Below are 21,469 nucleotides of genomic sequence, written 5' to 3'. Positions count from 1 at the left end.
TTAAAAAAGAGGTTATTCATGGCAATTGCGGCTTTGCCTGATGAAGCAAAATTATTACGCAATTTTTCTCGTTGTCAGGATTGGGAGCAACGTTATCTTTATATGATGGAGCTAGGAGAACGCTTACCACCATTAACAGATGAACAAAGAACGGCGGCTAATTTTATTGAAGGTTGTCAGAGCCAAGTCTGGATAGCGGTTGAATTAGATGAGCATAAACAGCTGATCTTAGCCGGTGATAGCGATGCAGGTATTGTAAAAGGATTAGTGGCATTAGTGATTATTCTTTTTCAAGGTAAAACGGTAGAGCAAGCTCTCGCCACTGATGTTAACCACTATTTCTCGACATTAGCACTGGAAAGTCATTTGACGCCATCTCGTACTCAAGGGCTACACGCTATGGTAACACGGTTAATGAAACGCTTTTCGGAATACACTGTAGCATAAATGTTACCCGATCCCATATTAATGTTCTAAACTGACTTATTATATGATAATCATAACGATGAGAATGTTATCATGATAATAGTCAGTTTATTTTATTGCTAACACACGGGATCAACAATGAAGAAATGGTTAACCTTATTGGGTGCATCGCTGTTAGGGATGAGCAGTCACTTAACTTATGCACATGAATACCTGCTACCTACGGATGGTTCACGTATCATTGGGGAAAATGTTTCTTACACCGTTCCTGATGATAAACGTTCTTTAGAAACGATCGCTGCACAATATCAAGTGGGTTTGCTAAATATGATGGAAGCCAACCCAGGTATTGATCCTCTATTACCCGAAGCGGGCAAAACACTACAAATTCCCTTACAAATGATCTTACCTGATACCGTGCGTAAAGGTATTGTCATTAATCTGGCAGAATTGCGCCTCTATTACTATCCCAAAGAAGGGGGAACAGTTGATGTCTATCCTATCGGTATTGGCCAATTAGGGCGGGAAACGCCTGAAATGGTGACATCTGTTTCTCAATTGATTAAAGATCCGACTTGGACGCCGACAGCCAATATTCGTAAAAATTATGCGGCTAAGGGGATCACGTTACCGGCAGTGGTACCAGCAGGGCCAGATAATCCAATGGGGGCATATGCGTTAAGATTAGCACACAGTCGTGGTGAGTATCTTATTCATGGTACTAATGCCGATTTTGGTATTGGCTTAAGAGTGAGTTCTGGCTGTATTAGATTACGTCCTGATGATATTGAAACACTGTTTAATGTGGTACCCAAAGGCAGTCGGGTTCAAGTGATCAATAAACCGATTAAATTTACTGAGACTGCAGATGGTAAGCAATTTATTGAAGTGCACCAACCACTCTCACAAAATGAAGATGACGATCCCCAGACGATGCCCCTAACGTTTACTAAACAATTTACGGCTTGGTATGAAAGTGGCAAAGTGGATAAAGCAAAAGTGGATGCAGAAATTATTCGTCGTTCAGGTATACCGGTCGATGTAACCGCATATTGATGATAGATATTCAATGATGAAAAAAAGCAGATACTTCATAGGTATCTGCTTTTTATTATTAATTAAAGCTAACTTAACGTTTTCAGCTTATTAAGCAGTCAAATTATTTTTTATAAGTAGTTACTTGGTTATCTAGACGCTGATTAGCACGAGCTGCTTCATCATAAGCGGCTTTTGCTTGAGCGTTAGCTGATTGAACATCACTACTTAGTTGTTGAACTTGCGTATTTAAACGGTTTACATCAGAAGAGATTTGGTCTAATTGTGCGTTGTTGCTAGAAGAACAACCTGCTAATAGGCCTGAAGCCAGAATTACCGCACCTAGTACAATTTTTGCTTTCATTGTGACAACCTCTATTATTAGTTTGTTTAAAGGAACAAGTAGCATTTTGTATGAAGCCACTAGTAAGTATGGCACAGTTATAAGAAAATACAGAATTTATTTATAACTAGCTATAACTACTTACTCTTTATATGACAATATGAAAAATAACCTACAACAAGCAAATAACCAGTATAAAAAATGCGTGTTATTTCACAAAAGATTTTTATTCGTAAAAGTCTGATATAAAAAAATTTTCTCCGTGCTAAACTATTCTAGTTTCTATCTAAAGCATTTTACAATGCCTCTTCCAAATTGACCTTAATAAAAACCGCGCTACTTTCATTTTTAAATGACTCAAGTGTGAACTTTTGAAAGTTTAAGTTGTTGTAGCCTCTGAAGAAAAAGATCCCCCGTTCTAAATCAGTTAGCGCCGTCCAGACAGAAAATTCACTAGTATGAAGTTTAGTTAGCGTATCATTACCTAATAGTGGATCAATGGTTGCATCTTTAGGGCGATCGAAGCGATTCATGATATGAGCAAGCTCAATAAGCTGTTTATCGGGATCAGAAACTTTGTGGTAATAGGTTGAATAATAAACTGCACGAATAAATCTATCTACAGAAGTATCTGAGCTAGGTAATGTTGCTAACGCAATACCACTATCAGGTTGGTTGATTTTAATACGACCTAATGTGCTACTGGAAACGTTGATATTAGAAAGATGAGTGTAGTTGTTTAAATTAGTCAAATGCCACGGGAAAATAGGGCCATTGGTCATGCAATAGGTAGGATTATCATAAATATGTAATTTACCATCAGAGACTTCGACAACAATACAATCACCGGTTTTATCATAAAATGCGTAATGGAAAGGGCTTGGTAAGTTACGTAACAATAATAGCTTTTGTGACCAAAAATGGGTTTGGGGGATAATCTCTTTTAACTCTTTAACCGTCGCATATTGCCCTAATGCCCACTCACCAATAGCAGCAATAGGAACAGAGCTTGCATAATATTGGGGATCGAGATCATCTAACTTAGAGTTAGGTAGCATATTTAAGCTAAAAGAGAGTCCCTGACTATTTACACCTTCAAGTACATCTTTGGTACCCGATAAGTTAATAGGAGCGGTAATAGCCATAAAAGGATATTTAACGCTGTACTTTAATCCGGGGGTTCCATCAGGGGCATTTTGCTGAAAAGTATGACCTTGTGGATAATAAGCTAAGATAGACGTTGGCTCATCAGATGAAAACTCCATTGTCCGACCATGATAAACACGTTTTTTCTTGTCAGTAATCGCAAGTGTTGTGCAAGCGAAGGGGTGTCGGTTATTTTCTATCATCTTTTATTGTTCCTTATTAAATCAAATCTAAATTAAATAATTATTAATTTTAAAACTTAGATTTAAAATTTTATTTACATTTATATTTTAAATTAAGTGTTATTACTTAATGCTATAACGGTTATTTCTCATAATTCAAGTTTTATTATAGTACAAATATTTTATTCTAAATGTACATAAACAAATTAACATAAAAGCAAGTGGGATATTATTAATATTATTTAAAATCAATGGGTTGTTATTTCTTGTGGAGTGTTAAATCTGATTTGATAAATATACTCTCATTGTTTTCATAAAATATAAAAAATTTTTCATTACTGGAATTATTAGACTATCTTTTAAAGTAGGTATTTAAAATCATTTAGTCACTAATGTAATAATAATTAGTAAGGGTAATTTCAAGATGAATAAAAAAACGCCAAGTTATAGCTCACTCGATGATGTTTATGCATCGGTTGATTTATCACAATCCTTACCGAAAACACATTTTCCGCAACAAGAGAGCCATCCTCGTCATGTTTTTGATGCTGTAAGGGATGAGCTGATGCTAGATGGCAATTCAAGACAAAATCTGGCCACATTTTGTCAAACCTGGGTAGATGATGAGATCCGTGATTTGATGAATTTATCTATCGATAAAAACATGATAGATAAAGATGAATATCCACAAACGGCAGAAATTGAAAACCGTTGTGTTCATATGCTTGCTGATTTATGGCACTCACCCGATCCACTCAATACCCTAGGTTGTTCAACCATTGGCTCCTCTGAAGCGGCAATGCTGGGGGGACTTGCATTAAAATGGCAATGGCGTAAAAAACGCCTTGCTGCTGGAAAAACGACAGATAAACCTAATCTTATTTGTGGGCCAGTTCAAGTCTGTTGGCATAAATTTGCCCGTTATTTTGACGTTGAACTCAGAGAGATCCCGCTTGAAGGTGATCGCTTGATGATGAGTCCTGAAGAGGTCATTAAACGTGTTGATGAAAATACTATCGGTGTAGTGCCAACATTAGGGGTGACCTTCACCTGTACTTATGAGCCAGTAAAAGCGGTACATGATGCACTCGATCAACTACAAAAAGAGACCGGACTTGATATTCCTATTCATGTCGATGGTGCGAGTGGTGGCTTTTTAGCGCCTTTCTGTGCACCTGATTTAGAATGGGATTTCCGTTTGCCGCGTGTTAAATCCATTAACTCATCAGGCCATAAGTTTGGTTTAGCGCCATTGGGCTCTGGTTGGGTAGTATGGCGTGAAGCTAAAGACTTACCGGAAGAGCTTATTTTTAATGTGAACTACCTTGGCGGTAATATGCCAACCTTTGCGCTTAATTTCTCACGTCCCGGTGGGCAAATTATTGCTCAATACTATAATTTCTTGCGTCTTGGTAGAGAAGGGTATGCGAAGATCCACAATGCCTGTTATCACACCGCGCAATACCTTGCTCGAGAAATTGAAAAGCTAGGGCCTTTTGAAATGATCTTCAGTGGTGATAGTCAAAAAGGAATACCTGCATTAGCGTGGAAACTGAAAAAAGAGGCTAAGGTAAGCTACTCCTTATATGACATCGCTGATAAATTGCGTAGCCGTGGCTGGCAAGTACCCGCTTATTCTATGCCTGCAGATCGCCAAGATTTAGTTATTCAACGTATTCTTGTTCGTCATGGTGTGAGTTTAGATTTGGCGACATTACTGATAGAAGATATGAAACGTACTCTCGATTATTTCGAAAAACATCCTGTCAGCACACCTTTATCTGAAGAGGACGGCGGTGGTTTTAACCACAGCTAAACAGGCTCTTTTATTTGGTAATAGGTTGGAGAAATAGACTCTTTTTCTCCAGCCTTGATTATCTGCACACCATTATTTCATTGTATACACGTAGGAGAATGAGCATGGCGACATCTGCAACAAGTTCTGCCTCAAAACAGCTCACGTTATTAGGTTTTTTTGCCATAACTGCATCCATGGTGATGGCGGTCTATGAGTATCCAACTTTTGCAACTTCCGGCTTTAGTCTAGTCTTTTTCTTATTACTAGGCGGTTTGTTGTGGTTTATTCCTGTTGCATTATGTGCAGCTGAAATGGCAACCGTTGAAGGATGGCAAGAAGGGGGCGTATTTGCTTGGGTATCTAATACGCTAGGGGAGCGCTGGGGATTTGCGGCGATCTCTTTTGGTTATTTACAAATAGCGATTGGTTTTATTCCAATGCTTTATTTCGTATTAGGGGCATTATCTTATATTCTTGATTGGCCTGAGTTAAATACCGATCCGCTCACCAAAACGATTGCCGCATTAGTGATTTTATGGGGATTAGCTTTAACTCAATTTGGCGGAACTAAATACACGGCTACTATTGCTAAATTAGGTTTCTTCGCAGGGATATTATTACCGGCAATTATTTTAGTGCTTTTAGCTATTAGTTATCTGGTCAGTGGTGCGCCTTTAGCAATAGAAATCAGCAGCAAAACCTTTTTCCCTGATTTTACTCAGATTGGTACTTTAGTGGTTTTTGTGGCCTTTATTTTAAGCTATATGGGCGTTGAAGCCTCAGCCACTCACGTCAACGAAATGAAAAATCCGGGCCGTGATTATCCACTTGCCATGTTTTTATTAATGATTGTGGCAATATGCTTAAGCTCTATTGGCGGTTTATCTGTTGCGGCAGTGATCCCTCATAACGAAATCAACTTATCTGCGGGGGTGGTTGAAACCTTTAGTGTTTTAGTCAGCCATTTTAGTAGCGGATTAGTTTGGGCGGTTAAAATTATTGCTGCACTATTATTGCTTGGCGTCTTGGCTGAAATTGCATCGTGGATCGTAGGGCCTTCACGGGGAATGTTTGTGGCCGCACAACAAGGTATTCTTCCGCCAACACTGGCTAAAGTAAATAAAAATGGTGTACCGGTAGCTTTAGTGATCACTCAGCTAATTATTACTACTATTGCTATAGTGGTACTGACTAACACCGGTGGTGGGGGCAATATGTCATTTCTTATTGCTTTAGCGCTGACGGTGGTGATTTATTTATGTAGCTATTTCATGCTGTTTATTGGCTATATGCATTTGGTTTGCAAGCAAGCTGATAAAAAACGTGCATTTAATATTCCCGGTGGTAAAGGTGTTAAATTATTAGTGGCCGTTGTCGGTCTGATTGTGTCTATTTTAGCTTTTGTTGTTTCATTCTTCCCGCCTAGCTCTTTACCGGGTGGCAGTAGTGATACAACGTATGTTTCATTGCTAGTGGTGAGTTTTATTATTATTTTTGCTTTACCTTTTATTATTTATGCGTGCTCTCGCAAAGGTAATAAAACCAATGTATCGATGATCCACATTAAGAGTCATAATGCACCGAAAGGACACTTTTTTATCCATCCTCGTGCTCGTTCAACGCATTATTTAGTGCCAATAGATAAAACAGATCATGATAGTCAGCAACAGAAATAATCTCTTTGGCAGTAGGTCAAAGTGATGTTTTTTATAAAAAAGTTGCGATAAAAAAGCCATCCGTTAAAACGGATGGCTTAAATTTTTTAATTACAAATTAGCTATAATCGAGTATTACAGAACGTGTACTGATGAAGTATTTGTCGTTCCACTATCAACCAGTGCACCTGTAACCATAACAACACGATCACCTGCATGGGCTAAGCCACTTGATAATGCTGCATCTTTACCGATACGGTAGAAGTCATCAGTAGAAGCAATTTTATTAACTAATTGTGTTGTCACACCTTTTACTAACAGTAATTGGCGTGCGGTCTCTTCATTATTTGTTAATGCTAAGATAGGCGCTGTTGGGAAATATTTACGGATAGAGCGCGCTGATTTACCGCCATAAGTTGCTACAACGATAAGAGGAGCATCTAATTTCTCCGCCATTTCTACAGCACCACGACAAACAGCTTCTGTTACACGTAATTTAGCACCTAATTGGTAAGACTCTAAACGTGATTTCATGATGCGATCAGTACGATCACAGATAGTCGCCATAATAGTCACAGCTTCTACTGGATATTTACCTTTCGCACTTTCACCGGATAGCATAACAGCATCAGTACCATCTAAAATAGCATTGGCAACGTCACCTGCTTCTGCACGAGTAGGGCGTGGATTTTTGATCATGGAATCTAACATCTGTGTTGCAGTGATAACCACTTTACGCGCAGCGTTACATTTTTCGATCATCATTTTTTGTGCGAAGATAACTTCTTCAACAGGGATCTCAACACCTAAGTCACCACGTGCAACCATGATACCGTCAGAGGCTTCTAAAATTTCGTCAAAGTTATTTAAACCTTCTTGGTTTTCAATTTTAGAGATGATCATGATGTTTTCGCCACCGTGTGCTTTTAAGTGAGCACGCATCTCTTCAACATCTGAACGTTTACGAATAAAAGAAGCGGCAACAAAGTCAACGCCTTGTTCGCAACCAAAGATAAGATCTTGTTTATCTTTTTCTGCTAATGCCGGTAAGCCGATAGAAACACCTGGTAAGTTAACGCCTTTATTTTCGCCTAAATCACCGTTGTTGAGTACTTCACATACCACTTCAGTATCAGTGACTTTAATGACTTTCATACCGATAAGGCCGTCATCGACTAATACGGTATTGCCGACAGTTAAGTCTCTTGCGAAACCGTCATAAGTGACCGCAACGCGATCTTTATTACCAACAACAGAAGTATCTGTTGTAAAGGTAAAAGTCTGACCTGCAACTAAAGAGACATCGTTACCACCTTCTAATTTAATGGTGCGGATCTCAGGTCCTTTAGTATCTAATAAAATGGCTGCTTTTTTGCCTGTTTTTGCGCAGACATTACGCAGATTTTTGATACGGTTGCCATGCTCTTCATAGTCACCGTGAGAGAAGTTTAGACGCATTACGTTCATGCCTGCGTCCAGTAATTGAGTCAGTTTTTCTTCAGATTCGGTTTTTGGCCCGATGGTGCAAACAATTTTTGTCTTTTTCATGGCAGTCTATTAATGATTCTATTGTAATGGATGAATAAGGATTAATGTTGTTGGGTTATATCAATCATCTTAACAGTGCGAAACACGATAAGTGCATTCATTTCTAGCTAATAAGTTGCGCAACATGTGAGTGGCTCCAACAACATGATAAAAATTTTGTCACTATTTTGTATAAAAGATTGCTAGACATCTTACATTATAGTCTATCATGATTCATTTGTTCTGTTTTCTAAAGATGCCTGTAAATCAATACGCTGAAACCTTTCAACAAAATTATGTTTTGTATTATAGAGGTTAATTTCCATGAAGAAAATCGAAAAAAGGTAAATTTAAGTGATGTGATCAAAATAGGGCTCTGATTGCTTGTTTTTTAAGCGTTTTGTTGCGCAATTAAATTTTGCGTAATTATTTTGTTGTGGTGTAGGGGAGGTAACACGAAATATAACAAGAATTAAGAAAGAGAAATGGTGCGTCCAAGTGGACTCGAACCACCGACCCCCACCATGTCAAGGTGGTGCTCTAACCAACTGAGCTATGGACGCACTGTATTGAAATGTTGTTCAGAGTAAATGGTGCGTCCAAGTGGACTCGAACCACCGACCCCCACCATGTCAAGGTGGTGCTCTAACCAACTGAGCTATGGACGCATTCTTTATTCTGGGTGACAACGGAGACGAATATTAGCGAGATGATTTGCTTCTGGCAAGAGGAAAAACACAAATTTGTATTCAACTGCTCGTATTTAAAGCTATTTGTTGATATTTGTGTCATTCCTTTGCCAAAAAATAACGCTTTAATGGAAGTATTAACGCTCCGAGCGTAATAAGACAACCTCATCAGATTGACGCTGGATCCACCAAATACGTGTTCCCATCATAATTGCAGAAGCGGTTAAACCTAAAATAAAACCAATCCAGAACCCCGCAGGCCCCATTGCTTCAACAATATAATCCGTTCGTCCCAAGAGATATCCGGAAGGCAAACCAATTACCCAATAAGCGATAAAGGTAATAAAAAAGATAGAGCGAGTATCTTTATAACCCCGTAATACCCCTGAACCAATAACCTGTACGGAATCTGACAACTGATAAAGTGCGGCGAATAACATAAGATGAGAGGCTAATGTCACCACTTCAATATTATCGTTATACATTAAAGCAATTTTTTCTCTAAAAATAATAGAGAAAATAGCGGTACAACTTGCCAGCATTAATCCGACAGCAAGGGCTGTAATGGCTGAAGTACGAGCTTGCTCTGTAGAACGTTGCCCAAGGTTATAACCCACACGAATTGTTGCAGCTATTCCCAAGGAAAGAGGGAACATAAACATTAATGAGCTAAAATTAAGGGCTATCTGGTGACTTGCAACAGCCGTTACACCTAATGGTGAGACTAATAATGCCACAACAGCAAACAGTGTTACTTCAAAAAATAGTGCTAACCCTACAGGTAACCCTAACAATGTAATACGTTTTATTGTGTGGAATTCAGGTAACACTAGGCGTTTTTTGGGCATAACATCCCGTTGTGTTGGTGCTCGACGCACATAGTAGCGCATCATTAAGAACATCGCCCAAAAAACAGAGGCGGTTGCCACACCACAACCAATCCCACCTAATTGTGGGGCACCAAATTTACCGTAAATAAAGGCGTAGTTAACAGGAATGTTAATTAATAATCCAATAAAGCCGATGATCATGCCTGGTTTTGTTTTTGATAATCCCTCACATTGGCTTCTCAGCACTTGATAATAGAGACAACCAGGAGCCCCCCACATAATGGCATGAATAAATCCAATGGCTTTTTCTGCAAGCTCAGGCTCGATATCATGTTGCGCTTCAATAATAAAACGGCTGTTATAAAGAATGGCAATGACCATGATGGATAAAAAAGTGGCAAGCCAAAAACCTTGCTGTGTACGATTAGCAATATGCTTTCGTTGTCCTGAACCATTTAATTGTGCAACGATGGGGGTCAATGCCATTAATATACCTTGACCTAATAAAATCGTTGGCAACCAAATCGACGTACCTACAGCAACCGCAGACATTTCTGTGGCATTGACAGCACCTGCCATCACGGTATCAACTACTCCCATAGCAGTTTGGGAGAATTGAGCGATGATAACAGGGATACCAAGAGCAAGTAAGCTACGCGCTTCTTTTATATACTTCTGCACGCATACACCTTTATTCATTATAATAAGACGGAAGGGAGGAAAGAACGTCACATGTTAATATGGCGTAAAATAATCCTTAAGCAAACATATTCTAATGATAAATGTTTAATTATCAATGAAAGATATGACGTTTTTCAACCACAGAATTTTGATAAGTAAATAAGTGGTTTTACGTTATATTTGATGGCAAACATCATAAGGGGAGAAGGCAATAATGATCCCTTTGTGTAATATCACTTATGTTATCCTGATTACACTAAATTAATTAAGATAAACTCGCTTATCAGTCCAAGGAGATGTGAGATGTTTACAGGTATTGTTCAGGGAAAAGGACGTGTTATTGCCATTGAAGATAAAGGTGATTTCCGTACCCATATCATTGAATTACCTTCCGAGTTAGTCAATAACTTAGAAACAGGAGCTTCGATCGCTAACAATGGTTGTTGCCTAACCGTCACAAAAATCGATGGCAATAAAATTAGTTTCGATTTAGTGAAAGAGACGCTGCGCTTAACTAATTTGGGCGAGTTAACGGTTGGTTCAGAAGTTAATATTGAACGAGCGGCCAAATATGGCGATGAAATTGGTGGTCATGTGATGTCTGGTCATATTGTCACTACGGCTGAAATTGCGAAAATTATTACTTCAGAAAATAACTTACAGATCTGGTTTCGTATTTTTGATCAGACATTGATGAAGTATATTTTGCATAAAGGTTTTATTGGCATTGATGGTATTAGTTTAACTATTGGTGATGTGGTTAATAATCGTTTCTGTGTCCATCTGATCCCTGAGACTCGCGATAGAACGACGTTAGGTCGTAAGCGTTTGGGGGATAAAGTTAATATTGAGTTAGATCCACAAACTCAGGCGATTGTTGATACCGTAGAGCGTGTTATGGCGCAACAAGCATTAACGGTTAAGCTTCAAGCAACACACGAAGAAGAAAACGAAAAATAATATAGTCTGTTATCAGACGACTAGAATTAAAAAATCCCGTTTTTCAGTCTATGGAAAACGGGATTTTTACCTCTATTGATAGCTAAAAATCAGCGAGGTGTGCGTAATCCACCTATTCTACCTTTCGGGCTTAACATAATTTGCCATAACTGAATATCTCTGGCGCGGAAAGCACCCGCACAAGCATTCAAGTAGTAGCTAAACATGCGTTTAAAACGAGGTGTATAGTTAGATTCAATTTCAGGCCAGCTAGCTAAAAAACGCTCATACCATGCCATTAAGGTTTTGTCATAATCGGCACCAAAATTATGCCAATCTTCCATAACAAATTTATTTTCCATTGCCTCAGCGGTTTTTTGAATAGACGGCAAACAACCGTTAGGGAAAATATATTTACTTATCCAACTATCGACATTAACTTTATTGTGATTAGAACCAATGGTATGTAATAAAAATAGTCCATCTTCTTTGATATTACGACGAGCGACATCAAAGTAAGTGGCATAGTTTTTCGGGCCAACATGCTCGAACATACCAACAGAAACGATACGGTCGAACTGCTCGTTTAAGTCACGGTAATCTTCTAAGATGATATTGACATCAAGACCTTTACAGCGCTCTTGTGCTAATTTCTGTTGTTCAACTGAGATGGTCACCCCTGTAACAGAAACGCCATAGTTTTTGGCAGCATAAGCAGCAAGACCACCCCAGCCACAGCCAATATCGAGCAATGTCATACCTGGTTTTAGCTCTAACTTACGGCAAATAAGGTCGAGTTTGTGCTGTTGAGCAACTTCTAAGCTATCCGCATCCTTCCAATATCCACAGGAATATTGCATATAAGGATCTAACATTGCGGTAAAGAGGTCGTTACCTAAATCGTAATGCTCTTTACCCACCATCCACGCTCTTTTTTGTGTTTGTAAATTAAAAATGCGTGCCATGGCTATTTTTAAAATATCGCGCCAGTTACTTGGCAATTTATTTTCAAGACCTGCTCGTAAAACTTTATGAAAGAATATATCAAGACGTTCGCAGTCCCACCAACCATCCATATAGCTTTCACCGAGACCTAATGAGCCTTGTTGTAATACTCTTTTATAAAAATCTTTATTATGCACTTGGATATCATAAGGTTCAGAACCATTGATATGAATGTCTGCTTGAGCGAGCAGCTCTGATGCGATCCGTTGATAAGGATCATTGGAGGTCTTTCGGCCTTCTTCTACACAAGATGTACTCATATACTCTCCGGCGTAAACTAAGCGGGTTTTGAGGCATGAAGCAAGAAAGGATAATGCAGATTGGTAGAGTTAAAACAATATTGAATTCAACACAGATTGAATGAATAAAATTATTAAGAGAACTAATCTGACATAATCAGCAAATTATCTGTTTAATGCCTCAAAATCCGAAAGAAAAATGAATAAAACGCTTAAGCGTTTGAACAAGTATAGAGATGTAAATAGGTTTTCTCTAGAAAATAAAAAGGCCATTTTATATAAATGGCCTTTTTTAAGATTTTTCCTAAAAGCAGGGTGCGGCGTTATTCTGTCGCCTGAACTGTGTGTTTGCTAACGGATTTATTACGTTGAATAAAGTAACCCAGCGCCATTGGAATAGCCGTGAGTGCCATAATCGCTGTGGTATTAATTAATGGCTGTTGGCTAATAAAGGCTGAGACAATAAAGCTTGCTAAACTACATAGACCTAATTGTAGCGCATTTTGCAATGCGGCAGCTTTACCACTCACTTCCGGGTAGGCTGATAGCGCATTAGAGACAGCAATGGGATAAGAAGCACCGTTCATCACAGCCATAATACAAAATGGAATTAAAATTGTTGTTAATGTTGGGTGTGTATATTTGGCGACTAAGAACAACGCTGTCATGCTCACTGCGTAGCCAATTAACAATAAAGGTAACAGTGTCTTACCCGACATCTTTGATAATAAAATGCGACAACCATAACCACCTACCATAAATGCGATGGTTTGTGGAATATAGCTTAAGCCGATATCTTGTGGTGAATAACCCATCTTCTCAAGGATAATCGGAGAGCCTGCTAACCAAGCAAAGAAACCCGCACTACAGGACGCGTAAACTAATACGTTACCAGCATAGATAGGTGACTTAAGCAAAGTTAAAAATGATACTGTAGATGGGCCTGCATCAATAACTGATTTTTGTTTAATATTTTTTAGCATCAATGTGGGTAGCATTAATACAAGAGTAATTGCCATCAGCAACATAAAGATCATGCGCCAGCCACCGTGGTTTAACAGAAAAGCACCAATGAGTGGCGCTAAGGCTGGGGAAAGGGCGACCAATGGCATAATTGATGCGAAAACGTGTTGAGCGCGAGACTCATCAAAACGGTCTATCACTAGTGCTTGCCAAATAACGGCTGCAGAGCAGACGCCAAAGGCTTGTAAGAAGCGCATGGTTAGTAAACCGGCAGCACTGTCTACCCAAAGCATACCTAGACAACCTAGGGAGAAGAAACTTAGCCCAATAAGTAAAATAGGCTTACGCCCCAATTTGTCTGAGAGTGGCCCCCAAAGTAGTTGAGCGACAGCAAAGCCAAATAGAAAGATACTTAAGCTGTTACTGACTGCGCCTTCACTGATTGATAATTCGCGTTGCATCATACCAAATGCAGGCAGATACATATCGATAGCTAAATAGCCCAGCATACTAAGGCAGGCGAGATACACCATAAAGAGAGAAGGTGTTTTTGATTGTGTGGAATTCTTTAAAGTCATTTTAATTTTCTATGTTATGTGATGTAAAACATTTTATATATTGTAGCTAAGAGTGATTTTACTTGTGAAACGGGAATATTTGGTTAATGCTGTGAAAAAAATTCAAAGGAATAAATATTATGTGGTCAGAATACTCGCTAGAGGTCGTTGATGCTGTCGCTAGAACGGGGAGTTTTAGCTCAGCCGCTCAAGAATTGCACAGAGTACCCTCCGCGGTGAGTTACACCGTGAGACAATTAGAAGAATGGCTTGCCGTTCCTTTGTTTGAACGCCGGCATCGTGATGTTGAATTAACCGATGCGGGTAAGATCTTTATTAAAGAAGCCCGTTCTGTTATCAAAAAAATGAATGACACTCGCCATATGTGCCAGCAAGTCTCAAATGGCTGGCGGGGGCAGTTTAGCATTGCCGTGGATGGTATTGTCAAACCGGCTAGAACACAGCAACTTATTCTGGACTTTTATCGCCATTTTCCTGATATCGAACTCTATGTTTATCCTGAAGTTTTTAACGGTGTCTGGGATTCATTAGTGAACGGGCGTGTTGATTTGGCTATTGGTGCCACCAGAGCTTCACCTATTGGTGAACGTTATAGTTTTAAAGATATGGGCTTTATGCCGTGGCGATGTGTGTGTCATGCTGATCATCCTCTTGCAAGCGCGGCACATCCATTAACCGATGATGAGTTACGGCCTTATCCTAGTTTATGTTTAGAAGATACCTCACGTAGTTTACCAAAACGAGATACTTGGGCATTAAATAATCAGCGCCGAATGATAGTACCTTCATGGGATATGGGGCTTGAGTGTTTATTAGCAGGATTATGTGTTGGTATGGTGCCTTGGCACCGAGCGGAGCCATTAATCGAACAAGGTAAGTTGGTTACCCTTACCTTAGCACAACCCCTGCCAGACAGTCCGTGCTGTCTAACATGGGTTGATAAAAGCGAATCGCCGGCATTAACTTGGCTATTAGATTATCTAGGCGATAGCCAAACCTTAAATGAGGAATGGCTTCGTTAATGAAGGGGATCAGCGACGATAATCAATAAATGGACCATCGGCAACAGAGCGACGTTCTACTAGACGCGGGTGTACTTCGATAGTTTGTGCATCCTCGCGTTTATTCACAATACGGTCGAGTAACATGGAAAAAGCCATTTGTCCTAAACGCTCTTTCGGCTGGTGAACCGTGGTTAAAGCTGGTGTGAAATAGCGTGCATTACGGATATTGTCGTAGCCGACAATGGAAATATCGGCAGGAACACGTAATCCTAATTCATCAGCTGCACATATTGCCCCCATCGCCATAACATCACCGCCACAAAATACGGCAGTAGGGCGTTGCTTTTGATTGAGCATTTGGGTCATGGCTTTGTAACCAGATTCAGGTTCAAAGTCACCTTGTACAATCCACTCTTCTTTTACCGTAATTTTCGCTTCTTCCATGGCTTTTAAAAAGCCCTGTAAACGACCGCCTCCGGTATTTCGCTCTAGAGGGCCGGGGATAATACCAATATCACGATGACCTCGTTCAATAAGATAACGACCGGCTATATAGCCACCATGGAATGCGTTATCAATAATGGTATCAGTAAAGTCACCACGGGCTTTTCCCCAGTCCATGACGACCATCGGAATATTACGATAACCTTCTAAGAGAGAAAGAAGATGATCGGGATATTCTGAACACATGACTAATAAACCATCAACACGTTTTTGTGCCAACATAGCTAAATAAGCTTTTTGTTTATCAAGATTATTATGTGAATTACATAAAATTAGCGTGTAGCCTTTGCTATAACAACTATTTTCAACAGCTTCAATCACTTCAGCAAAGTAAGGTGCTTCACTGGACGTGGCTAATAAACCAATAGATTTAGTGTGATTGACTTTTAAACTACGTGCGACAGCACTTGGCGAATAATTTAATTCTTTTATCGCAGCCCAAACTGCCGCTCTTGTGTTCTCAGCAACAAAACGAGTTTTGTTGATCACATGAGAAACAGTCGTGGTTGATACGCCTGCGCGTTTTGCCACGTCTTTTATTGTTGCCATGGTGTGGAAAACTCCTGACCTTCATTGGTCTCTTTTAATTCATTTTATGGTTTAACTGCCAGTATAGTCATATATAGGGCAAACACTGGCAATAATTTAGCGATTAGCTGTGAATTTTGTATGATCTAGCTCAAAAGTGAAAGTATTAATCAATGTTATAAATTGTGCTCTAGTCGCTATTTTAGCAAAACTTGATATGTAATAATAATTAACCATGACAAGATTATGGTTTAATCTGAGTATTATAATCATTTTGAGGGAGAAATAGATGGATACGGATCTGAAATTTGGTTTAAGTACCGCAGTAGCAGCACTGGTTATGATCGTAATATATGCAAGTTTATTGTTTTGATTGTTAATTGCTTAAATTTTAGCTATCCAAAGTGAGCAATCAAATATATCAATATAACAAAGGGCACTAGGCCCTTTGTTATTAGATTATCAAAAATGGTTTTCCCATCTCTGAAACAGTCAATTAAGCAAGATTTGCTTCAACAAATGACCAGTTAACCAGTGCCCAGAACTCTTCTAAATATTTCACACGTGCATTACGATAGTCGATGTAGTAAGCGTGCTCCCAGACGTCAACAGTTAACAGTGGTTTATCTTCGCCAGAAACAGGTGTTGCAGCGTTAGATGTATTAACAATGGCTAATGAGCCATCTGCTTTTTTCACTAACCAAGTCCAACCTGAACCAAAGTTTTTTGCAGCTGCATCATTAAATTGTTTTTTGAACTCTTCAAAAGAGCCAAACGCTTTATTGATTGCTTCTGCAATTTTACCTGTTGGTGCACCGCCTGCGTTTGGTGCTAAACAATTCCAGTAGAATGTATGGTTCCAAACTTGAGCAGCATTATTGAAAATACCACCTTCAGTAGTTTTGATGAGCTCTTCTAAAGATTTATTTTCTAAATCAGTACCTTTAACCAAGTTATTTAAGTTGGTTACGTAAGTTTGGTGGTGTTTGCCGTAGTGGTATTCTAATGTTTCTTTAGAGATATGTGGCTCAAGAGCATCTAACGCATAAGGTAATTTTGGTAATTCGAAAGACATTGCGTACTCCTTTATCCTATCATTTTCGGGTTTTGTGCCTTAAACCATTCCATCTAATTCAACTGAATTGATAAAATGAGGCAAATGAACTCACTAAGTTGTTACTATTTTGCTAATTATTTTAACAAAAATTCATTGAAATAACAGCTAAATATCTTTTATCTATTAGTATAGAACATATAGATTAGTTATATTGATAAGAGTATCTCTCACTAAGATAGAGGTAAAGTGTTAAAACACTATCCCAATATCAGGGTATATAACATTTTAGCCATGACGATTAATAAGAATAGGGCAAATATTTGGCGTACTCTGGCAATAGGTAGTTTATAGGCAACTTTTACGCCGATAGGGGCTGTAAGTATACTGGTAATACTAATACCAATAAAAGCAGGTAGATAGACAAAGCCTAAATAATAGTCTGCTAATTCAGTTTGTTGCCAACCATAAACGATCCCCATAACAGTCCCAATAGTGGCGATAATCACACCTAGCATTGATGATGTTGCAATACATTTACGGGTATTAAACCCCCAGTGGCTTAATAGCGGTATTGTTATGGTGCCACCAGCTATACCAATAAAACTTGAAATAAAACCCACTAAGCTACCACCGGTTGTCAGTGCTGGTTTTGAAACAACCGGATCTTGGGCATTCTCAACACGTTCAGCTTCTTTTTTCTTGGTCAGTAATCCATATATGGTATAGGCCATAAAAATACAAAAGATAATTTGCAATAGGGTATTTGAGAGTTTTTGTACTAGGAATGTCCCAACTAGCATACCGAGAAGAGTGCCTACAGCGAGGAGCGGAAATTGTGACCATAAAATCGCTTTATGTTTATTATGCGAATAAGCAGAAGAGGCGGTAGAAAATATAATGACAGAAAAAGAGGTTGAGAGGGCGATTTTCATTACCATATCTGCAGGGATAGCTTGTTGGCTAACAACATACATCACAATAGGAACAATAATGGCTCCACCACCAATTCCTAACAATCCGGCAAAAAATCCAGTAATACATCCCACAATCAGAAACAGTAAAATCATTTCCATTACTAAATACTCATAAGTTTAAATAAGCGAGTTTTGACGAAACCATGATAATGGCAGATCCCTATGAGAAATAACATCTCATTTTTATATATATAGATAATTAGTTAATTTTACTTATTGTTTTATCTCTATTGAATAAAAGCAAAACAAAAGATAGGTACGTTAATTTATTGAATATATAAATAATTTATATATATATCACAGAGCGTGAGCAGGATATTTATCCGAATGCTTAATTATGATCTATAATTTAAATTGAACTAACAATTGATGTTTATTCATAAAAAGGAGTATTTATGACTGCTAAAATTGATCCAAAAGCATTTTTTGATTTACCCTTTGAGAATGGTAAAGACATTACGGATAAAGAATTAAAAGCCGCTTATGATGCAGGGCACACTTTTATTCATATTGATTTAAGTGATGCGCATTTCTCACCACAAATTACCTTGTTCAATGGTAATGAATTAGATCGTATTCGCGGTGGTGTAATTCGTATTGATAATAACTCAACGAAATCTACTTTAGTTGCTGAAGGGCCAAGTAAAAAACCAGAGCAATTAAAAGCCGGTTATTATTACCACGCTTCAGGTACTACAGGTTGGGATATTATTGTTAAGCCTATTAAATAACGAAATTTATCAATATCCAATTTAACGAGATATTGATATTGACGTTGAAAATTTGTGTGATCAGGGACATCAGATATCCGTCGACTAAAACATTATCTGGTGTTCTTTACTGTAATCATTGCGCTATATGTGAATATTGGCATCTTGTCGTTACATTTTGGTCATTCCTAATGAATGACAGATTAGCTCTAATGGACCATACATCATTTCATTTTTAATAATACCTTTGTCTGGATTACAACTGATTGAAATAGTAAAACCGTGCAAATAATCAGCGATTAAATTTAGGCTATCTTCTTCGACTTTTTTAGGAAGAGCTAAAGGCGAGATGATAATTTTATATCGTTTGGCAAATATTTGAGCAGGACCTTGTAATGACATAGTCAGTATAATATTCAGTAATCCTTTATATTTACATAATATTTCAACGTAACTGACACATAAATATTTTAATTCTTCTTTCCAGTCAGAATATGCTTGAGGAATATAGATCTCTTCTGTAAGTGACGTAGCTAGTGTCTCTAGCAGTGAATTTTTATTTTTGAAGTAGTGGTAGATTGCCATGGGATCTACATTTAATTGTGTTGCTAACGATCGGATACTAGGCACTTTTCCGTCGTTTTGCATCAAAATCTTGGCTTTGTTTAAAATAGCATCAGCGCTTAGCTGTGAATGTGCTCTTGCGGGTCTTCCTCGTTTTTTTTCATTGACATTCATCTAATAACTCCAATAAGCTTACAATAATTCTATACTGTAGAATTATTGTAAGTAATAGTTTGGATTTATTCAATTACAAAGAATTTGATGAGATATTTATGGCAAATATTGTATTTATTGCAACTAGCTTAGATGGTTATATTGCAGATAGGCAAGGCAAGCTCGATTGGTTATATTCAATACCAAATCCAAATAATATTGATACAGGTTTTATCACTTTAATGGAGAAAATTGATGCGTTAGTTATGGGACGTAATACGCTAGACACGATACTGAGTTTTAATTGTGATTGGCCTTACACAAAGCCCGTGTTTGTACTGAGTAATTCTATGACAACTGTTCCAAATGGTTATAACGGAAAAGTATTTTTAGTTAAAGGTGAATTGCAAGATATTATTACCGAATTGAATGCTAAGGGATTTAATGAACTTTATATTGATGGCGGTGTGACAGTTCAAAGTTTTCTAAATGAAGATTTAATAGATCAAATGATTATCACCCGCTTTCCGATCTTACTTGGCGGTGGAACACCTTTATTTGGCGAGCTAAAACAGCCATTAAATTTCAAGGTGATTAAAAATGAAGTATTACTAGAAAATCTAGTCCAAACCACTTATTTACGTGATAAATAATATTTATTCCTTCTAGGAAATAGTGTTGTGCTTTTATGCGTTTATTTAGGTGTTTTTTATGGGGGTACTTCACATTGGGCGAGGGTTTACGGCATTTTTCGCTAAGCCAACATTAATCTTATTTTATTTGTCCTCAGATCGTCATGCCTTGTCGTATGTTTTCTCATCAATTATAGAGTAATTTATCCGTAATTTATTGATTTAGATACATAACTAAACTTATATAGAGCTTTCTTATATAAAGTGGTATTCTTCTTTCATGTTTTCCTCAATATAAAACATACTGAATATAAAAAGGTTGTAAGGACTTAATAAATGACGACTATCGAAAAAATTGAACGCCAAATCAAAGAAAATCCCATCCTGTTATACATGAAAGGATCACCAAAATTACCAAGCTGTGGATTTTCTGCACAAGCCGTTCAAGCGATTTCTGCTTGTGGTGAGCGTTTTGCTTATGTCGATATTTTGCAAAACCCTGATATTCGTGCAGAGCTACCAAAATATGCTCATTGGCCAACTTTCCCACAGTTATGGGTGGATGGTGAATTAGTCGGTGGTTGTGACATTATCTTAGAAATGTATCAGCGCGGTGAATTGCAGAAGTTATTAAAAGAGACTGCAGATAAATACCGTGGTGAAGAAGAAGCATAATCCCCATTGCGTTTTTCACCATGATTTAAATTGACCGTAATTAAAAAAAGAGGCCAGTACATTATTTGCACTGGCTTCTTTTTTGTCGTTTTATCCAAAGCACCGTAAAACCCCGTCCTTCAGGTCGGGGATATAAGGCGCGGTTTTTTAACTAACTCGGTGTTTCCTGTTGCTCAATGTACTGGCGGATAATGGATATTGGTGCGCCACCACAACTCCCCGCGAAATAACTCGGCGACCAAAGAACCCCCTTGTAGTAATAATGTTGGGCAATATCAGGACGATCACGTCGAAGTAATCGACTCGATACCCCTTTAAGGCTGTTAACCAGATTAGATATCGCCAGTTTTGGCGGGTAATTAATCAGTAAATGAACGTGATCCCGTTCCCCATCCATTTCAACCAGTTCAACATTAAAATCAGCACAAACACTGGCAAAGTAGCCTCGCAATTTTTCAATGGCATCCTGATCAAATATTTTTCGCCTGTATTTTATGACAAAGACCAAATGGACGTGTATCAGGAATACACAATGTCTGCCAAGGCGAATATTAGTTTCATTTTTCATGGACCAAAGTATAATAGGTAATATGAAACGTCTACAAGCCTTTAAATTCCAGTTAAGACCCAAT

21 protein-coding genes and 2 tRNA genes are annotated in these 21,469 nt (G+C 38.2%); 10 read left to right on the top strand and 13 right to left on the bottom strand.

All coding sequences use genetic code 11. The features are described from left to right. Positions 1–18 precede the first annotated feature (18 nt). Together sufE and AACV01_RS12325 are read left to right on the top strand one after the other, a co-directional pair. Positions 19–447 (top strand): cysteine desulfuration protein SufE, encoded by a 429-nt coding sequence (gene sufE / locus AACV01_RS12330; protein WP_004243158.1) that lies wholly within the window; start codon positions 19–21, stop codon positions 445–447. Positions 448–564: 117 nt separating this feature from the next. Then, entirely contained in the window at positions 565–1,482 is a 918-nt protein-coding gene (locus AACV01_RS12325; RefSeq protein WP_004243156.1) for a L,D-transpeptidase family protein, read from the top strand. Positions 1,483–1,585: 103 nt separating this feature from the next. Here the strand turns inward: AACV01_RS12325 and AACV01_RS12320 are convergent, their stop codons facing one another. Beyond that, positions 1,586–1,825, bottom strand: coding sequence for an Lpp/OprI family alanine-zipper lipoprotein (locus tag AACV01_RS12320; RefSeq protein WP_004248171.1), 240 nt, complete (start codon positions 1,823–1,825; stop codon positions 1,586–1,588). A 275-nt stretch (positions 1,826–2,100) separates the two neighbouring features. Continuing rightward, positions 2,101–3,153 carry a linear amide C-N hydrolase gene (locus AACV01_RS12315; RefSeq protein ID WP_004248170.1) on the bottom strand — a complete coding sequence of 351 codons (1,053 nt, stop codon included), beginning with the start codon at positions 3,151–3,153 and terminating at the stop codon, positions 2,101–2,103. Positions 3,154–3,556: 403 nt separating this feature from the next. On the opposite strand from AACV01_RS12315, the gene AACV01_RS12310 reads away from it, so the two are divergent. Together AACV01_RS12310 and gadC are read left to right on the top strand one after the other, a co-directional pair. Then, positions 3,557–4,948 (top strand): glutamate decarboxylase, encoded by a 1,392-nt coding sequence (locus AACV01_RS12310; RefSeq protein ID WP_046334757.1) that lies wholly within the window; start codon positions 3,557–3,559, stop codon positions 4,946–4,948. 104 nt (positions 4,949–5,052) lie between these two features. Next, a complete protein-coding gene (gene gadC / locus AACV01_RS12305; protein WP_020945718.1) occupies positions 5,053–6,606 on the top strand; it encodes a glutamate:gamma-aminobutyrate antiporter in 1,554 nt (517 codons plus the stop codon). A 114-nt stretch (positions 6,607–6,720) separates the two neighbouring features. Here the strand turns inward: gadC and pykF are convergent, their stop codons facing one another. The 4 genes from pykF to AACV01_RS12285 all read right to left on the bottom strand — a co-directional run bounded on the left by pykF (position 6,721) and on the right by AACV01_RS12285 (position 10,312). Beyond that, the gene (gene pykF / locus AACV01_RS12300; protein ID WP_004248168.1) at positions 6,721–8,133 is read right to left on the bottom strand and encodes a pyruvate kinase PykF; all 1,413 of its coding nucleotides are present in this window, start codon (positions 8,131–8,133) and stop codon (positions 6,721–6,723) included. A gap of 465 nt (positions 8,134–8,598) precedes the next feature. Continuing rightward, positions 8,599–8,675: transfer RNA gene (locus AACV01_RS12295), tRNA-Val, on the bottom strand. A 28-nt stretch (positions 8,676–8,703) separates the two neighbouring features. After that, positions 8,704–8,780, bottom strand: a tRNA-Val gene (locus AACV01_RS12290). A 158-nt stretch (positions 8,781–8,938) separates the two neighbouring features. Continuing rightward, the gene (locus AACV01_RS12285; protein ID WP_004248167.1) at positions 8,939–10,312 is read right to left on the bottom strand and encodes an MATE family efflux transporter; all 1,374 of its coding nucleotides are present in this window, start codon (positions 10,310–10,312) and stop codon (positions 8,939–8,941) included. Positions 10,313–10,615: 303 nt separating this feature from the next. Here AACV01_RS12285 and AACV01_RS12280 point away from each other — a divergent pair, with 303 nt between their 5' ends. Beyond that, positions 10,616–11,272 carry a riboflavin synthase gene (locus tag AACV01_RS12280; protein ID WP_004243145.1) on the top strand — a complete coding sequence of 219 codons (657 nt, stop codon included), beginning with the start codon at positions 10,616–10,618 and terminating at the stop codon, positions 11,270–11,272. 89 nt (positions 11,273–11,361) lie between these two features. Here AACV01_RS12280 and cfa read toward each other — a convergent pair whose 3' ends face one another. Together cfa and punC are read right to left on the bottom strand one after the other, a co-directional pair. Further along, entirely contained in the window at positions 11,362–12,516 is a 1,155-nt protein-coding gene (gene cfa / locus AACV01_RS12275; RefSeq protein ID WP_004243144.1) for a cyclopropane fatty acyl phospholipid synthase, read from the bottom strand. Positions 12,517–12,818: 302 nt separating this feature from the next. Further along, positions 12,819–14,036, bottom strand: coding sequence for a purine nucleoside transporter PunC (punC, locus tag AACV01_RS12270; protein ID WP_004248166.1), 1,218 nt, complete (start codon positions 14,034–14,036; stop codon positions 12,819–12,821). A gap of 119 nt (positions 14,037–14,155) precedes the next feature. Here punC and punR point away from each other — a divergent pair, with 119 nt between their 5' ends. Beyond that, positions 14,156–15,058 carry a DNA-binding transcriptional activator PunR gene (punR, locus tag AACV01_RS12265; protein ID WP_004243142.1) on the top strand — a complete coding sequence of 301 codons (903 nt, stop codon included), beginning with the start codon at positions 14,156–14,158 and terminating at the stop codon, positions 15,056–15,058. Between the two features lie 9 nt (positions 15,059–15,067). Here punR and purR read toward each other — a convergent pair whose 3' ends face one another. Next, complete coding sequence (gene purR, locus AACV01_RS12260) at positions 15,068–16,093, bottom strand: HTH-type transcriptional repressor PurR (protein WP_004243141.1); 1,026 nt, start codon at positions 16,091–16,093, stop codon at positions 15,068–15,070. 268 nt (positions 16,094–16,361) lie between these two features. Between purR and cydH the strand changes: the two genes are divergently transcribed. Further along, positions 16,362–16,445, top strand: a complete 84-nt coding sequence (gene cydH, locus AACV01_RS17880) for a cytochrome bd-I oxidase subunit CydH (RefSeq protein WP_096043109.1) — start codon at positions 16,362–16,364, stop codon at positions 16,443–16,445. Positions 16,446–16,568: 123 nt separating this feature from the next. Here the strand turns inward: cydH and sodB are convergent, their stop codons facing one another. Together sodB and AACV01_RS12250 are read right to left on the bottom strand one after the other, a co-directional pair. Further along, a complete protein-coding gene (gene sodB, locus AACV01_RS12255; protein ID WP_004243139.1) occupies positions 16,569–17,147 on the bottom strand; it encodes a superoxide dismutase [Fe] in 579 nt (192 codons plus the stop codon). Positions 17,148–17,386: 239 nt separating this feature from the next. After that, positions 17,387–18,202, bottom strand: a complete 816-nt coding sequence (locus tag AACV01_RS12250) for a sulfite exporter TauE/SafE family protein (protein ID WP_004248165.1) — start codon at positions 18,200–18,202, stop codon at positions 17,387–17,389. A 296-nt stretch (positions 18,203–18,498) separates the two neighbouring features. Here AACV01_RS12250 and AACV01_RS12245 point away from each other — a divergent pair, with 296 nt between their 5' ends. Next, on the top strand, positions 18,499–18,834 hold the full coding sequence (locus tag AACV01_RS12245; protein ID WP_004248163.1) for a hypothetical protein: 336 nt from the start codon (positions 18,499–18,501) through the stop codon (positions 18,832–18,834). A 150-nt stretch (positions 18,835–18,984) separates the two neighbouring features. On the opposite strand, the gene AACV01_RS12240 is transcribed toward AACV01_RS12245, so the two are convergent. Then, the gene (locus tag AACV01_RS12240; RefSeq protein WP_004250993.1) at positions 18,985–19,551 is read right to left on the bottom strand and encodes a TetR/AcrR family transcriptional regulator; all 567 of its coding nucleotides are present in this window, start codon (positions 19,549–19,551) and stop codon (positions 18,985–18,987) included. Positions 19,552–19,649: 98 nt separating this feature from the next. Here AACV01_RS12240 and AACV01_RS12235 point away from each other — a divergent pair, with 98 nt between their 5' ends. Then, positions 19,650–20,183, top strand: coding sequence for a dihydrofolate reductase family protein (locus AACV01_RS12235; protein WP_036969621.1), 534 nt, complete (start codon positions 19,650–19,652; stop codon positions 20,181–20,183). Between the two features lie 315 nt (positions 20,184–20,498). Beyond that, a complete protein-coding gene (locus AACV01_RS12230; protein ID WP_004243134.1) occupies positions 20,499–20,837 on the top strand; it encodes a Grx4 family monothiol glutaredoxin in 339 nt (112 codons plus the stop codon). 151 nt (positions 20,838–20,988) lie between these two features. Here the strand turns inward: AACV01_RS12230 and tnpA are convergent, their stop codons facing one another. Beyond that, the gene (gene tnpA, locus AACV01_RS12225; protein WP_161682997.1) at positions 20,989–21,405 is read right to left on the bottom strand and encodes an IS200/IS605 family transposase; all 417 of its coding nucleotides are present in this window, start codon (positions 21,403–21,405) and stop codon (positions 20,989–20,991) included. Positions 21,406–21,469 lie beyond the last annotated feature (64 nt).

This window comes from Proteus sp. G2609, assembly GCF_963896135.1.
Taxonomy (GTDB): Bacteria; Pseudomonadota; Gammaproteobacteria; order Enterobacterales; family Enterobacteriaceae; genus Proteus; species Proteus mirabilis.
Note: the sequence above shows the minus strand (reverse complement) of the source record. Positions and strands in the feature narration are given on the sequence as shown.